We start from the raw sequence: 14,107 nt of genomic DNA on the forward strand, positions 1-14,107 counted from the left end.
GTTCCCGCCCGGCCTGCCGTTTTCGATCCCAGAGTGAAGGGACCCGACGCCCAGTGTCACCGCACGTGGATACCGTCTCCCACGCCGCCGAAACCCCCGACGCCGCTCAGCCCTATCGGGAGCTGGGTCTGAAGGAAGACGAGTACACCCGGATCAAGGAGATCCTGGGCCGTCGCCCCACCGACGCCGAACTCGCCATGTACTCGGTGATGTGGTCCGAGCACTGCTCGTACAAGTCGTCGAAGGTGCACCTGCGCTACTTCGGCGAGACCACCACCGACGAGATGCGCGAGTCGATGCTCGCGGGCATCGGTGAGAACGCCGGCGTCGTCGACATCGGCGACGGCTGGGCCGTCACCTTCAAGGTCGAGTCGCACAACCACCCGTCGTACATCGAGCCGTACCAGGGCGCCGCGACCGGCGTGGGCGGCATCGTCCGCGACATCATGGCCATGGGCGCCCGCCCGATCGCCGTGATGGACCAGCTCCGCTTCGGCGCAGCCGATCACCCCGACACCCGTCGCGTCGTCGACGGTGTCGTGCGCGGTGTCGGCGGCTACGGCAATTCCCTGGGCCTGCCCAACGTCGGCGGCGAGACCGTCTTCGACGCCTCCTACCAGGGCAACCCGCTCGTGAACGCGCTGTGCGCGGGTGCGATGCGCGTGGAGGACCTGCACCTCGCCCACGCTTCCGGCACGGGCAACAAGGTCATCCTGTTCGGCGCGCGCACCGGACTCGACGGCATCGGCGGCGTGTCCGTCCTCGCCTCCGAGACCTTCGACGACAGCGCCGGTGGCCGCCCCAAGAAGCTCCCGAGCGTGCAGGTGGGCGACCCCTTCACCGAGAAGGTGCTCATCGAGTGCTGCCTCGACCTCTACCGCGAGAAGCTCGTCGTCGGCATCCAGGACCTCGGCGGTGCCGGTCTGTCCTGCGCGACCTCCGAGCTCGCCGCCGCCGGCGACGGTGGCATGCACATCAACCTCGAGCGTGTCCCGACGCGCGCGAAGGGCATGACCCCCGCCGAGGTGCTGTCCTCGGAGTCGCAGGAACGCATGTGCGCCGTCGTCACGCCCGACAACGTCGACGCCTTCATGGACGTCTGCAAGAAGTGGGACGTCCTGGCCACCGTCATCGGTGAGGTCACCGACGGCGACCGCCTCGTCATCGACTGGCACGGCGAGACCGTCGTCGACGTGCCGCCGCGCACGGTCGCGCACGAGGGCCCGGTCTACGAGCGTCCCGTCGAGCGCCCGGCCTCGCAGGACGCGCTGATCGCGAACACCACCGCGGGTCTGAAGCGTCCGGAGACCGCCGACGAGCTGCGCGCGACGCTGCTGAAGATGCTCGCGTCGCCGGCGCTGTGCAGCCGCAAGTGGATCACCGAGCAGTACGACCGCTACGTGCGCGGCAACACGGTGCTCGCCGAGAACGCCGACGCCGGTGTGGTCCGCATCGACGAGGAGACCGGCCGCGGCATCGCGCTCGCGACCGACGCCTCGGGCCGCTACACGCAGCTCGATCCGTATGCGGGCGCCCAGCTCGCCCTCGCCGAGGCCTACCGCAACGTCGCCGCCACCGGCTCGACGCCGAAGGCCGTCTCGAACTGCCTGAACTTCGGTTCGCCCGAGGATCCCGGCGTGATGTGGCAGTTCCAGCAGGCCGTGCGCGGCCTCGCGGACGGCTGCGCGAAGCTCGGCATCCCCGTCACCGGCGGCAACGTCAGCTTCTACAACCAGACCGGCGCCACCGCGATCCTGCCGACCCCGGTCGTCGCGGTGCTCGGTGTGATCGACGATGTGCACCGCCGCATCCCCACCGGCATCGGCCTCGAGCCGGGCGAGACGCTGATCTTGCTCGGTGAGACCCGCGACGAGTTCGACGGCTCCATCTGGGCGCAGGTCGAGCACGACCACCTCGGTGGTGTCCCGCCGAAGGTCGATCTCGACCGTGAGCGACTGCTGTCGGAGATCCTCACCGCGGGTTCGCGCGACGGCCTGATCTCCGCCGCGCACGACCTGTCCGAGGGTGGTCTCGCGCAGGCCGTCGTCGAGGCCGCACTCGCGGGCGAGACCGGCTGCCGCGTGCTGATCCCCGAGGACGCCGATCCGTTCGTGACGCTGTTCTCCGAGTCGGCCGGCCGCGTGCTCGTGGCCGTGCCGCGCACCGAGGAGTCGCGCTTCACCGGTATGTGCACCGCACGCAACATGCCGTGGGTGCGCATCGGTGTCGTCGACGAGGGATCCGACTCCGTCGAGGTCCAGGGCCTGTTCTCGATCCCCATGACCGAGCTGCGCGAGGTGTGGGAAGGGACCCTGCCTGCCCTGTTCGGGTAACCGTGCCGGCCACCCAGGTCGATCGGCTGGCGGCGTTCGAGGCCCGGCAGGGCCGGATCATCGCCGCGGTCACCGACTTCGGTGAGCGCCACCCCCTCACCGCACGGGTGTGGGGGTGGCTCAGCCTGGACTTCACGGGCGTCGCCTTCGCGGCGCTGTTCTTCTGCTGGTCGCTGACGCCGTCGCTGCTCCCGCGCGACTGGCTCTTCCAGGGCCTGATCGGCGGCATCAACGCCGCGATCGGGTACGGCGTCGGATGCGTCGTCGGCTGGGCCGTGGCGCGCTTCCTGCTTCCCGGGCGACGGTGGTGGCCGCCGCCGCTGCCGGTGCTGCGTGCCATCAAGGTCGCGGTTCCGGTCGCGGCCGCTCTCGCGTCGCTCGTCGCACTCGTGCTCTCCGCCGGCGAGCAACGTCAGCTCGCCGCGCTCATGGGTGTCGAGGGCACCACGACCTCGGGATATCTGCGCACCATCGTGCTGAGCGTCGCGGTCGCCGCCGCTCTCATCGCCCTGTGGCGCGGGCTGCGCGACATCGTCCGCTGGGTGTCGATGCTGCTCATGCGCCGCACCCGGATGCCGCTCGGTCTCGCCCGCACGCTGGGTGTTCTGGTCGTGGTCCTCGCGACCTTCATGCTCATCGACGGCGTGCTCATCCGCGGCACCTACGCCATCGTCAACCAGGCGTTCGGTCTGCAGGACGACACCACCCGTCCCGGCGCGATCCAACCGGTCGATCCCGCGAAGTCCGGCAGCCCCGAATCCCTCGCGGCGTGGGAGACGCTTGGGTTCGAGGGCCGCAACTTCGTCTCGCGAGGACTCGACGCCGAGGAACTGACCGCCGTCAACGGCAGTCCCGCACCGGAACCGATCCGGGTGTACGTCGGGCTCGACACCGCACCCACACCGGAAGAACGCATCGACCTCGTTCTCGCGGAACTCGAGCGGACCGGTGCCTTCGACCGTTCCACTCTCGTCCTCATCCCCACCACCGGCACCGGCTGGGTCAATCCCACCGCGGCCCGCGCGATGGAACTCGTCCACAACGGCGACCTGGCGATGGTGGCCTGGCAGTACTCCTACCTGCCGAGCTGGATCTCCTTCCTCGCCGACCGGGAGAAGGCCGCTGCCGCAGGCAAGATGCTGGTCGAGCGGGTGCACGAACGCTGGTCGCAGCTGCCCGAGGACGACCGCCCCGACCTGTTCCTCTACGGCGAGAGCCTCGGCACGCAGTCGGGGGAGGGTGCCTTCGACAGTCTCGCCGAGATCCGCGCCCAGATGGACGGGGTGCTGTGGGTGGGCCCGCCCAACTCCAACCGTCTGTGGCGGCAGCTCGTCGAACGCCGCGATCCCGGCACGACCGAGGTGCAGCCGGTGTACGCGGACGGTCTCGTCGTGCGCTTCGCCGACAGCCGGGAGGCGATCCACGAGCCCGACACACCGTGGCTGTCGCCCCGCGTGCTCTACATCCAGCACGCCTCGGATCCCGTCGTCTGGTGGTCGCCGGACCTGTTGTTCTCCCGCCCCGACTGGCTGTCGGAGCCGCCCGGACGCGACCGGCTGCCGCAGATGCGGTGGTTCCCCTTCGTCACCTTCTGGCAGGTCTCCGCCGACCTCACCAACGCTGCCGGCGTGCCCGACGGACACGGCCACAACTACGGGTCGGCGGTGCTCGAGGGATGGATCGAGATCACCCAGCCCGAGGGCTGGACCGAGAACGACACCGAGCGGGTGCGCATCGCCCTCGAGGCGTTCGCCGAGGACGACGGACCCGAGAAGTGACCTCGCGAGTCACCGCTGTGAGCGGCACCGCCGTGAGCTGCACCGCTGCGGGATGCGCCGCCGCGCTGGTCGCGTGGAACACCCTCGTCCTCCCGGCGATGGATCTCGGTCCGCGCGGCAGGGCCGCCGCGAACGCCGGCTTCGGTGTCGCGCTCGCCGCGGCCACCCGCGCGGCCGGTGTCTCCGCAGCCGAGCTCGGCTGGCGCAGAGCAGGGAAGGGCCTGCGGTGGGGGACCGCGTCGGCGGTCCTGCCGGTCGCGGCCTACACGGTGATGCTCGCCGTCCCACCCGTACGACGGCGGATGGCCGCCGGAGCGCGACGCGCCGACCACACCGAGTGGGTCTTCGTACACATCCCCTTCGGGACGGTCCTGGCCGAGGAACTGCTGTTCCGATCGGTTCTGTACGCCCTGACCCGCCGCGCGTCACGGAGGTGGCACCGGGTGCTGACCTCGGTCGCCTTCGGGCTCTGGCACGTCGTTCCCGCCCGGCACGCCGGGGACTCGGTGCCCGGAACCGTCGCGCTCACCGCCCTGAGCGGGGTGGTGTTCGATGAACTGCGACGACGGACCGGCAGTGTCGTCGCGCCGATGCTCCTGCACCTGGCGATCAACGCCGGCGGTGCCGTCGCGGTCGGCATCGCGACGCGCCCACCTCGTTAGGCTGTGCTGCCATGGCACCCCGGAAACCCGTCGACCCCGCCGAACTGCGCGCAGCCCTCGAACGGGTGGGTCCATGGGTGACGGGGGAGAGCGACGAGAAGCCGCCGCGCCCCGATCTCGCCGCCGCCGTCCGGCTCAGTGCCCGCACCCTCGAACAGATCGCGCCGGGATCGAGCGTGGAGGTGCGGGTGCCGCCGTTCGTGGCCGTCCAGTGCATCGAGGGCCCTCGCCACACGCGAGGGACACCGCCCAACGTCGTCGAGACCGATCCGCGGACGTGGCTGCGTCTGGTGGTCGGCAGCATCGATTTCGACGGGGCCGTGGACTCGGGTGCGGTGGAGGCATCGGGTGGGCGCGCAGCGGAGATCGGACGGCTGCTCCCGATCGCCCGACTCTGACGTTTACCGGGGCCCACACCGGGCGTCCGGGAGGGAGCACCCGGCGCTGGCCGTAGAATGGGGGGAGCCCCGCTTGTCCAGCCTCAGGGAGCACGTCCGTGACCAGTGCCGATCTGTCGGTCCACACACGTAATCTTCTCGCCTCCACCGAACCCGAGAACGAACCCCGCGAAGAGTGCGGAGTGTTCGGAGTGTGGGCTCCCGGTGAGGACGTGTCGAAGCTCACGTATTACGGTCTCTATGCGCTGCAGCACCGCGGACAGGAAGCTGCGGGCATCGCCGTGGCCGACGGTTCGCAGGTGCTCGTCTTCAAGGATCTCGGTCTCGTCAGCCAGGTCTTCGACGAGCAGACGCTCGCCGCGATGACCGGCCACATCGCGATCGGCCACTGCCGCTACTCCACCACCGGGTCCACGACCTGGGAGAACGCGCAGCCGATCTTCCGCACCACCGCCGCCGGCTCGGGCGTCGCGCTCGGCCACAACGGCAACCTCGTCAACACCGCCGAACTCGCCGAACGCGGACGCCGTCTCGGTGTGCTCGATCCCACGCGGCCCGGTGCGGCGAACTCCGACTCCGACACCGTCGGTGCGCTGCTCGCCCACGGCGCGAAGAACAGCACGATCGAAGAGGCCGCGATGGAGCTGCTCCCGCAGCTGCGCGGCGCGTTCTGCCTGACCTTCATGGACGAGCACACCCTCTACGCGGCCCGCGACCCGTGGGGCATCCGCCCGCTGTGCCTCGGACGCCTCGACCGCGGCTGGGTCGTCGCCAGCGAGACCGCCGCCCTCGACATCGTCGGTGCATCCTTCGTCCGCGACATCGAGCCCGGCGAGCTGCTCGCGATCGACGCGGACGGTGTGCGCTCGTCGCGCTTCGCGAACCCCGAGCCCAAGGGCTGCGTGTTCGAGTACGTCTACCTCGCGCGTCCCGACTCGACCATCGCCGGTCGCTCCGTGCACGCGACCCGCGTGGAGATCGGCCGCCGGCTCGCGAAGGAACACCCGATCGACGCCGATCTGGTCATCCCGGTGCCCGAGTCGGGAACCCCGGCCGCCGTCGGTTACGCACAGGGCTCCGGCCTGCCCTACGGCCAGGGACTGATGAAGAACGCCTACGTCGGCCGCACCTTCATCCAGCCCAGCCAGACCATCCGCCAGCTCGGTATCCGGCTCAAGCTCAACCCGCTGCGCGAGGTGATCCGCGGCAAGCGCCTCGTCGTCGTCGACGACTCGATCGTGCGCGGCAACACCCAGCGCGCCCTGATCCGCATGCTGCGCGAGGCCGGCGCCCTCGAGATCCACGTGCGCATCGCCTCGCCGCCGGTCAAGTGGCCCTGCTTCTACGGCATCGACTTCGCGTCGCCGGCCGAGCTGATCGCCAACGGCGCGGGCACCCGCGACACCGTCGAGGAGGGGCACGACTACGACGAGATGGTCGAGATGGTGCGCCGGTCGATCGGCGCAGACTCGCTCGGTTACATCTCGATCGACGGCATGATCGGCGCCACCGAGCAGCCCGCATCCCGTTTGTGCGCTGCATGTTTCGACGGCCACTACCCGATCGCGCTCCCCAGCGAGCATCAGGCGGGCAAGGACGTCCTCAACGGCGTCGTCGACACCGATTCGGCCACCCCGACCGTGTTGGACAACGACAACGCGGACGTTCTCAGTCGGCCGTAGAAGCTGGTCGGGTACCGTAAGTGCCGCGGTCGGCACGGTTCGGCGTGCGTTTCGCATGCCCGGACGCAGGTGTGCCTGCCCGCATGTAGCCAGATTTTTCACGACAAGACACAACTCGAGGCTGGAGCCGACAACTCATGACCGAGGACGCAACCCCCGGAGCTTCCTACGCCGCGGCGGGCGTGGACATCGAGGCCGGTGACCGAGCCGTCGAACTGTTCGCCCCGCACGCGAAGAAGGCCACCCGCCCGGAGGTCATGGGCGGCCTGGGTGGGTTCGCCGGTCTGTTCGCGCTCAAGGGTGGATACAAGGAGCCGCTGCTCGCGGCGTCCACCGACGGTGTCGGCACCAAGCTCGCGGTGGCGCAGGCACTCGACAAGCACGACACGGTCGGTCTCGACCTCGTCGCGATGGTCGTCGACGACCTCGTGGTCTGCGGCGCCGAGCCGCTGTTCCTGCAGGATTACATCGCCGTCGGTCGCGTCGTGCCCGAGCGGGTCGCGGAGATCGTCGCCGGCATCGCCGAGGGCTGCGTCCAGGCCGGTTGCGCGCTGCTCGGTGGCGAGACCGCCGAGCACCCGGGCGTCATGGCCGCCGACGACTACGACCTGTCCGCGACCGGCGTGGGTGTCGTCGAGGCCGAGAAGCTGCTCGGACCCGACCGCGTGCGCCCCGGCGACGTCGTCATCGCGATGGGCGCTTCCGGTCTGCACTCGAACGGCTACTCGCTCGCCCGCAAGGTGCTGCTCGACATCGGCAAGATGAGCCTGACGGCGCACGTCGACGAGTTCGGTCGCACCCTCGGCGAGGAGCTGCTCGAGCCCACCCGCATCTACGCCAAGGACTGCCTCGCGCTCGCCGCCGAGACCGAGGTGCGTACCTTCTGCCACGTCACCGGTGGCGGCCTCGCCGCGAACCTCGCGCGCGTGATGCCCAAGGGGCTCGTCGCCGAGCTCGACCGCACCACCTGGAGTCCGGCTCCGGTCTTCGGCCTCATCGCGCAGCGCGGACGGGTCGAGCGGGTCGAGATGGAGAAGACCTTCAACATGGGCGTCGGCATGGTGGCCATCGTGGCCCCCGAGGACGTCGATCGTGCTCTGGCGGTGCTCACCGCCCGGCACATCGACTGCTGGACGCTCGGCACGGTCCGCAAGGCGCAGGACGGCGCCGACGAGCGTGCGGTGCTCCTCGGAGACCACCCGCGCTTCTGACGGGCGTGCGTCGCCCGACGCGAACACGACGAAAGGCCGGTTCCCCCAGGATGAATGGGGGACCGGCCTTTCGGCTCACTGCCGTGTTGTGAACTCGGAAGTCACAGACTCGAAGGCTACGGACGGTGACGAGCGCCGTCCGGCCTCGCGTCGAACGCCGACCACACCACCGACGGAGGGGGAGCCGAAAGTCGGCCTCCCCCTCCGTCGGAGAGTGATATCAGGTCAGCGACGCCAGTCGTCGTCGTAGTCGTCGTCCCAACCGGAACGTTGCTCGGCGAAGACTTCGTCCCGCTGCGAGTTGGTTGCTCCGCCAGACAGCTCTCGCTGGAGGCTCTCGAAGTCGGTGGACGGCGAGCTGTACTTGAGTTGCCGTGCAACCTTGGTCTGCTTTGCCTTAGCCCGGCCGCGGCCCATGGCCAACCCCCTCGCGCTTTGACGGGGCGGCCTGGGGAAAAGTGGCGGCCCCGGTGTGTTGAGTATTTTCCTGACGCCCACTTTAGCGTGGAAACTTCGGTTGCGCCTCCACACACCCGGCTGGGCCGGTGTCCGTTACGCCTCATAACGACCCGACCTGCATGAATGCTGTTGAAATGTGATAAAGATGCCCTTCAGAACACCCCCGGGACGGCCCGGACGGTGCCGACTCGCACGCCACCACCGAACACCGGCGCCGACGAGAGCACCGCCAGCCGTTCGGAATCGAAGGTCGCGGCGTTCGCGGCGGCACCCGCCCCGAGGCGATGGAGCAGGGCCGCGGTGAGCGGGAGGCGTGCCCGCTCGTGCCCGTCGTCGATCTTGAAGGCGAAGGACGTGCCGTCCGGCAGCGCACCGGCGTGGATCCCGTCGGCGCCCGCCTTGCACAGCAGCCCGCCCACCGCACGCATGAGCTTCAGGTCGTCCTTGCCGGTACCGGAGATCAGGAACGGATGTTCGCGCACCGCGTCGGCCACGGCGCGTTCGGGCGTGCCGGTCTCCGCCGTCGCGAGCCGCGAGTAGGCGCGGGCGAGGTTGAACAGGGGGACGGGCACGATCGGCAGACCGCAGCCGTCGATGCCGAGATCGGTGTCCTCGATGTCGCCGGTCAGTTCGAGGATGGTCTCGGTCACCAGCTGCTGCAGCGGGTGTCCCGCGTCGGTGTAGCCGTCGGTGTCCCAGCCGTTCGCCGCGCACGCCGCGAGCATCGCCGCGTGCTTGCCCGAGCAGTTCATGTAGATCGACCGCGGTGTGCGTCCGGCGGCGAGCACCTCGGCGCGCGCGAGTTCGTTGCCGGGCAGATCCGTCGGGCAGCGCAGGTCCTTCTCGGTGAAACCGGCACCGGACAGGACGCGCTCGACGGCCTCCACATGGTCGCCCTCACCTTCGTGTGAGGCCGTGGCGATCGCGAGTTCGGCGGAGTCGCGTGGGACGAAGCCGGCGCGCAGCAGCGCGACCGCCTGCATCGGCTTGTTCGACGACCGCGGGTAGATCGGCGTGTGCACCTCGCCGAGCGAGACGAGGACCTCGCCGTCCGGATCGAGGACGATCAGCGACCCGCGGTGGACGCACTCCCGGAAGCCCGAGCGCACCACCTCGACCAGTTCGACGCTCAACCGCTCTCTCCCTTCCGTGCCCGTCCTACGAGACGGTGGGCCTTGTCGGCGACGCTGGGAGCGATGTCGGCCTGCTGCTCGAGCATCGCGGCGACCCGCTCGTGGCCCTGTCCGGTGAACAGATCGCGCACCGTGGCCCCGTGGGAGGGGACGTGCTCGACGACGATGCGGTCGCCGGCGGCCACCGGTCCCTCGGAGATCACCTTCAGGTACGCGCCGCAGTCGCCGCGGGCGACGAACCGGGTGGCCCAGTCGTCCTCCTCCGAACGGATCGCGAAGGTGCGGCAGGGGGTGCGAGGGCCGGTCACCTCGAGGAGCAGACCACCGTCGCCGACGCGCCACCGCTCGCCGATGACGGCGTCGGTGGGGGAGAACCCGGCGACGTGCAGATTCTCGCCGAACCAGCCGACGGGCAGCTCCCGGGCGAGTTCGGAACCCCAGCGACGCGACTCGTCCTGCGAGAAGGCGTAGACGGCCTTGAAGACGCCGCCGTGGTTGGCGGTGTCGCACTGGCGGTCGCCGGTCAGTCCGAGCTCGCCGACGTGCACCGGCCCGTCGACGGGACGCTTGTCGATCGCGGTGACGGGATTACGCCGCAGTCCGGTCTCGTGCAGCGTGTGCACGACGCAGACCGCTGCGACGGTCCCCGAGGTCGCCGGCTGCGTGCCGGCCGTCTCGGCGGTCACCGGCCGCGCAATCGGTCGACCGCCGCCCTTCCTGCCTGGATGCCGTCGTCGGGAGGGATGGAGTCGGGGTCGATGGACGCCGCGCACGGTCCTGCGACGAGAGCCGTGTCGGGCGTGATGGTGCGCTTGACGAGCGCGAGCGCGATCGGCCCGAGCTCGTGATGGTCGACGATCGTGCCGATGCGTCCGACCGCGCGACCTCCGGCGGTGATGTCGTCGCCCGTCTCGGGGCGTCCGTCGGCCGAGCCGTCGAGATGGAGCAGGACGAGATGTCGCGGGGGCTTGCCGAGGTTGTGGACCCGCGCGACGGTCTCCTGACCGCGGTAGCAGCCCTTGTCGAGGTGGACGGCGCCGTACTGTTCGGGTCCGCCGATCCAGCGGGCCTCGTGGGGGATGGTGCGCTCGTCGGTGTCGACACCGATGCGGGGACGGACCGCTTCGACGCGCAGGGCCTCGAACGCCCAGCTGCCGGCCGGACGCGCGCCGGCGTCCCGCAGGGCGGTGAAGATCGCGGTGAGCGACTCGCGCGGCACCAGGACATCGAAGGAGTGCTCGGTGGGCCACGGCATGCGGCGGACGAAGCCACCGGCGGGCAGAGCGACGGCGGCATAGGGCTCGGCCGGCAGCGCGTCGATCCCGAGCGCTGCGAGCACGGCGGGGCTGCCGGCATCCGGCCCCAGCAGGCTCAGGACCGCGAGTTCGTTGCCGTCGCGGGGTTCGGCCTTCGCCCAGAAGACCATCTTCTTCAGGAAGGCCAGCAGGTCCGGTCCGCGGTCGGCCTCGGTGTCGATCCACGTCACGCCGTCGAGATCGGTCTGCACGAAGTGGTGCTCGACGCGGCCGTTCGCGTCGAGACTCAGGTTCTCGGCGGAGGTGCCGTTCGGGAGCGACGCGATGTGCTGGCTGGAGATGGTGTGCAACCAGCTCAGGCGTTCGTCGCCCAGGATGGCGATGACGAAACGGGTGGAACGGTCGACCACGGCGGCCGACGTGGCGGCGGCACGTTGCTCGCCGAGGGGGTCGCCGTAATGCCAGGGGAGTCCGGCATCGGGCCCGCCGGAAGGCGAGGCGACTGCGCCGGGAAGTGCGAGAAGGGCGCTTTCGGACACGATCGGAGACTCGGTCACGACACCAGTCTATGGGGAACCGGCCGCCGGGTCTGCCAGTGGCTAGGCTGAGCGCCATGGCTGAGCGGGTGCTGGTGACGCTGGACGGCGAGGTGAGGGATGCGGACGCACCCCTTCTGCACGCCGACGATTTCGGTGTTCTTCGTGGCGACGGGGTGTTCGAGACGTTGCTCGTGCGAGGCGGTCGGGCGCGTGCGCTCGAACTGCATCTTGCCCGGCTCGCGGCGTCCGCGGCCGCCGCGCAGTTGCCCGAACCCGACCGCGACGACTGGCGGCTCGCCGTCGACGTCGCACTCGAGCAGTGGGGCGCGGAGCAGGAGGGCGTCCTGCGCCTGGTCTACACGCGTGGTCGTGAGGGCGCCGACACGCCGACGGCCTTCCTGCTCGTGACGCCCGTGGCCGAGCGCGTCGGCATCGCGCGGCGCGACGGCGTGTCCGTGGTGACCCTCGAGCGGGGTTTTTCGACCGATCTGGCGCAGAAGGCGCCGTGGCAGCTCCTCGGCGCCAAGACGCTGTCGTACGCGACGAACATGGCGGCACTGCGTCACGCCGAGTCGGTCGGCGCCGACGACGTGATCTTCGTCAGCGCCGAGGGCTACGTGCTCGAGGGTCCGCGGTCGACAGTGCTCGTCGCGCGCGGCCGGACGCTGCTCACGCCGCCGCCGGAGCAGGGGATCCTTCCCGGCACCACGCAGCAGGCGCTGTTCGACCTGGCGGGCGAGCGGGACTTCACGGTTCGGTACGAACCGCTGCGCCCGGCGGATCTCGTCGTCGCCGACGGTGTCTGGCTGATCTCGAGTGTGGCGCTCGCGGTGCGGGTGCACACGCTCAACGGGCACGCGCTGGTCTCGCGGGTCCAGGAGGGCGAGATCGAAGGGCTCGTGAGCGAGGCGGTCGACACCGCTTCCTGATCGGCGGCGGGGTGTGCCGCCACGGGTGATCCGTATCCGATGTGACGTGAGTCCGATGTGTCGGGCGACACGAACGTGTTCCACTTCGCGCAATAGCTACTACATTCGGTAGTAGCAAGGCCGGAGCAGTGCTGCCGGCGTGACTTTGCGAACGAGAACCGCAGCGTCGGCCCCGCTCGGATTTCCGTATCGACCCGGGCCTCACCTCGGAGTGGCAATGGATGTCTTGGATCTGTCCCGGTGGCAGTTCGGGATCACGACGGTGTATCACTTCATCCTCGTGCCGTTGACGATCGGCCTCGCGCCGCTCGTCGCGATCATGCAGACGATGTGGGTGGTCACCGGCAAGGACCACTGGTACCGCCTCACGAAGTTCTTCGGGAAGATGTTCCTGATCAACTTCGCGCTCGGTGTCGCGACCGGCATCGTGCAGGAATTCCAGTTCGGCATGAACTGGAGCGAGTACTCCCGCTTCGTCGGCGACGTCTTCGGCGCACCCCTCGCCCTCGAAGGCCTCGTCGCCTTCTTCATGGAGTCGACCTTCCTCGGCCTGTGGATCTTCGGCTGGACGCGCCTGCCGAAACTCGTTCACCTCGCGACCATCTGGCTCGTCGCGATCGGTGTGAACGCCTCCGCCTTCTTCATCATCGCGGCGAACTCGTTCATGCAGCATCCCGTCGGCGCCACCTACAACCCCGAGACCGGACGCGCCGAGCTGACGAGCATCTGGGCACTGCTCACCAACAACACCGCACTCGCGGCCTTCCCCCACGCGGTCGCCGGCGGATTCCTCACCGCCGCAACCTTCGTCGCCGGCATCGGTGGCTGGTGGATGGTCCGCAACATGCGACGCGCCGCCGAGCTCCGCACCTCGGAACCCGAGGAGGCCCAGCGCCTCGAGAACGATGCCCGCGGACTGTTCCGCCCCGCGACCCGCCTCGGCCTGATGGTCATGATCGTCTCGGGCATCGGGTTGTTCGTCACCGGCGACGTCCAGGCCAAGCTCATGTTCGAGCAGCAGCCGATGAAGATGGCCTCGGCCGAGTCGCTGTGCCACACCGAGACAGACCCCAACTTCTCGATCCTCACGATCGGCACGCACAACGACTGCGACGGTGTCATTCACGTCCTCGACGTGCCGTTCGTTCTCCCGTTCCTCGCAGAGGGCGAGTTCAGCGGCGTGACCCTCCAGGGCGTCGAGGACCTGCAGGCGCAGTACGAACAGGAATTCGGCCCCGGCAACTACAAGCCCAACCTGTTCGTCACCTACTGGTCGTTCCGCGCGATGATCGGCCTCGCCGCCGGTTCCGCGGCGCTGGCCCTGGCCGGGCTGTGGGTCACCCGCGGCGGCCGGGTGCCCGACCAGAAGTGGTTCTCGACGCTGTCGCTCGTCGCGATCCCCACGCCCTTCCTCGCCAACAGCGCGGGCTGGATCTTCACCGAGATGGGCCGACAGCCCTGGGTGGTTCATCCGAACCCCACGGGCGTGGACATGATCCGGCTCACCGTCGATCAGGGTGTCTCCGATCACGCGGCCGGAACGGTGCTCACCTCGCTGATCGCCTTCACTCTCGTCTACGCGGCGCTCGGCGTGGTGTGGTTCTGGCTCATCCGCAAGTACGCGATGGAAGGCCCGCAGGAGCACGACGCGCAGCCGCCGGGCTCGAACGACGACACCGACGACACGCAGCCGAAACAGCTGTCCTTCGCGTACTAGGAGTGGGCGG

At 69.7% G+C, this 14,107-nt stretch carries 12 protein-coding genes; 8 read left to right on the forward strand and 4 right to left on the reverse strand.

The annotated features are described in order from the left end of the window. Positions 1 to 53: 53 nt before the first annotated feature. The 6 genes from purL (at position 54) to purM (ending at position 8,064) form a co-directional block, all read left to right on the forward strand. Positions 54 to 2,333 carry a phosphoribosylformylglycinamidine synthase subunit PurL gene (purL, locus tag LPH33_RS03520; protein WP_145691380.1) on the forward strand — a complete coding sequence of 760 codons (2,280 nt, stop codon included), beginning with the start codon at positions 54 to 56 and terminating at the stop codon, positions 2,331 to 2,333. Between the two features lie 2 nt (positions 2,334 to 2,335). Then, on the forward strand, positions 2,336 to 4,111 hold the full coding sequence (locus tag LPH33_RS03525) for an alpha/beta hydrolase (protein WP_088897488.1): 1,776 nt from the start codon (positions 2,336 to 2,338) through the stop codon (positions 4,109 to 4,111). Then, positions 4,108 to 4,773 (forward strand): CPBP family intramembrane glutamic endopeptidase, encoded by a 666-nt coding sequence (locus tag LPH33_RS03530; protein WP_229567053.1) that lies wholly within the window; start codon positions 4,108 to 4,110, stop codon positions 4,771 to 4,773. The genes LPH33_RS03525 and LPH33_RS03530 overlap by 4 nt, the downstream gene beginning before the upstream one ends. A gap of 11 nt (positions 4,774 to 4,784) precedes the next feature. Beyond that, positions 4,785 to 5,171, forward strand: a complete 387-nt coding sequence (locus LPH33_RS03535) for a sterol carrier family protein (RefSeq protein ID WP_016695604.1) — start codon at positions 4,785 to 4,787, stop codon at positions 5,169 to 5,171. A 98-nt stretch (positions 5,172 to 5,269) separates the two neighbouring features. Further along, the gene (gene purF / locus LPH33_RS03540; protein ID WP_016695605.1) at positions 5,270 to 6,853 is read left to right on the forward strand and encodes an amidophosphoribosyltransferase; all 1,584 of its coding nucleotides are present in this window, start codon (positions 5,270 to 5,272) and stop codon (positions 6,851 to 6,853) included. Between the two features lie 137 nt (positions 6,854 to 6,990). Further along, a complete protein-coding gene (gene purM / locus LPH33_RS03545) occupies positions 6,991 to 8,064 on the forward strand; it encodes a phosphoribosylformylglycinamidine cyclo-ligase (RefSeq protein WP_059384269.1) in 1,074 nt (357 codons plus the stop codon). A 225-nt stretch (positions 8,065 to 8,289) separates the two neighbouring features. Here purM and LPH33_RS03550 read toward each other — a convergent pair whose 3' ends face one another. The 4 genes from LPH33_RS03550 to LPH33_RS03565 form a co-directional block, all read right to left on the reverse strand. Next, positions 8,290 to 8,481 (reverse strand): DUF3073 domain-containing protein, encoded by a 192-nt coding sequence (locus LPH33_RS03550; protein WP_006551813.1) that lies wholly within the window; start codon positions 8,479 to 8,481, stop codon positions 8,290 to 8,292. A gap of 194 nt (positions 8,482 to 8,675) precedes the next feature. Beyond that, positions 8,676 to 9,656 (reverse strand): asparaginase, encoded by a 981-nt coding sequence (locus LPH33_RS03555; RefSeq protein WP_106200610.1) that lies wholly within the window; start codon positions 9,654 to 9,656, stop codon positions 8,676 to 8,678. After that, positions 9,653 to 10,342, reverse strand: coding sequence for an MOSC domain-containing protein (locus LPH33_RS03560; protein ID WP_088897484.1), 690 nt, complete (start codon positions 10,340 to 10,342; stop codon positions 9,653 to 9,655). The genes LPH33_RS03555 and LPH33_RS03560 overlap by 4 nt, the downstream gene beginning before the upstream one ends. Continuing rightward, entirely contained in the window at positions 10,339 to 11,469 is a 1,131-nt protein-coding gene (locus LPH33_RS03565) for a YgfZ/GcvT domain-containing protein (RefSeq protein WP_088897483.1), read from the reverse strand. Before LPH33_RS03565 ends, LPH33_RS03560 begins: the two co-directional genes overlap by 4 nt. A gap of 56 nt (positions 11,470 to 11,525) precedes the next feature. On the opposite strand from LPH33_RS03565, the gene LPH33_RS03570 reads away from it, so the two are divergent. Beyond that, positions 11,526 to 12,380, forward strand: coding sequence for an aminodeoxychorismate lyase (locus LPH33_RS03570; protein ID WP_160873745.1), 855 nt, complete (start codon positions 11,526 to 11,528; stop codon positions 12,378 to 12,380). A gap of 217 nt (positions 12,381 to 12,597) precedes the next feature. Beyond that, on the forward strand, positions 12,598 to 14,097 hold the full coding sequence (locus LPH33_RS03575) for a cytochrome ubiquinol oxidase subunit I (RefSeq protein WP_088897481.1): 1,500 nt from the start codon (positions 12,598 to 12,600) through the stop codon (positions 14,095 to 14,097). The last annotated feature ends 10 nt before the right edge of the window (positions 14,098 to 14,107 follow it).

This window comes from Rhodococcus sp. RDE2, from assembly GCF_020885655.1.
GTDB lineage: Bacteria > Actinomycetota > Actinomycetes > Mycobacteriales > Mycobacteriaceae > Rhodococcus > Rhodococcus pyridinivorans.

Bases quoted from the DNA above. Each gene is read 5' to 3' on its own strand.
- LPH33_RS03535 (WP_016695604.1), top strand. From the start codon at position 4,785: ATGGCACCCCGGAAACCCGTCGACCCCGCCGAACTGCGCGCAGCCCTC.
- purM (WP_059384269.1), top strand. From the start codon at position 6,991: ATGACCGAGGACGCAACCCCCGGAGCTTCCTACGCCGCGGCGGGCGTG.
- LPH33_RS03550 (WP_006551813.1), bottom strand. From the start codon at position 8,481: ATGGGCCGCGGCCGGGCTAAGGCAAAGCAGACCAAGGTTGCACGGCAA.
- LPH33_RS03570 (WP_160873745.1), top strand. From the start codon at position 11,526: ATGGCTGAGCGGGTGCTGGTGACGCTGGACGGCGAGGTGAGGGATGCG.
- LPH33_RS03575 (WP_088897481.1), top strand. From the start codon at position 12,598: ATGGATGTCTTGGATCTGTCCCGGTGGCAGTTCGGGATCACGACGGTG.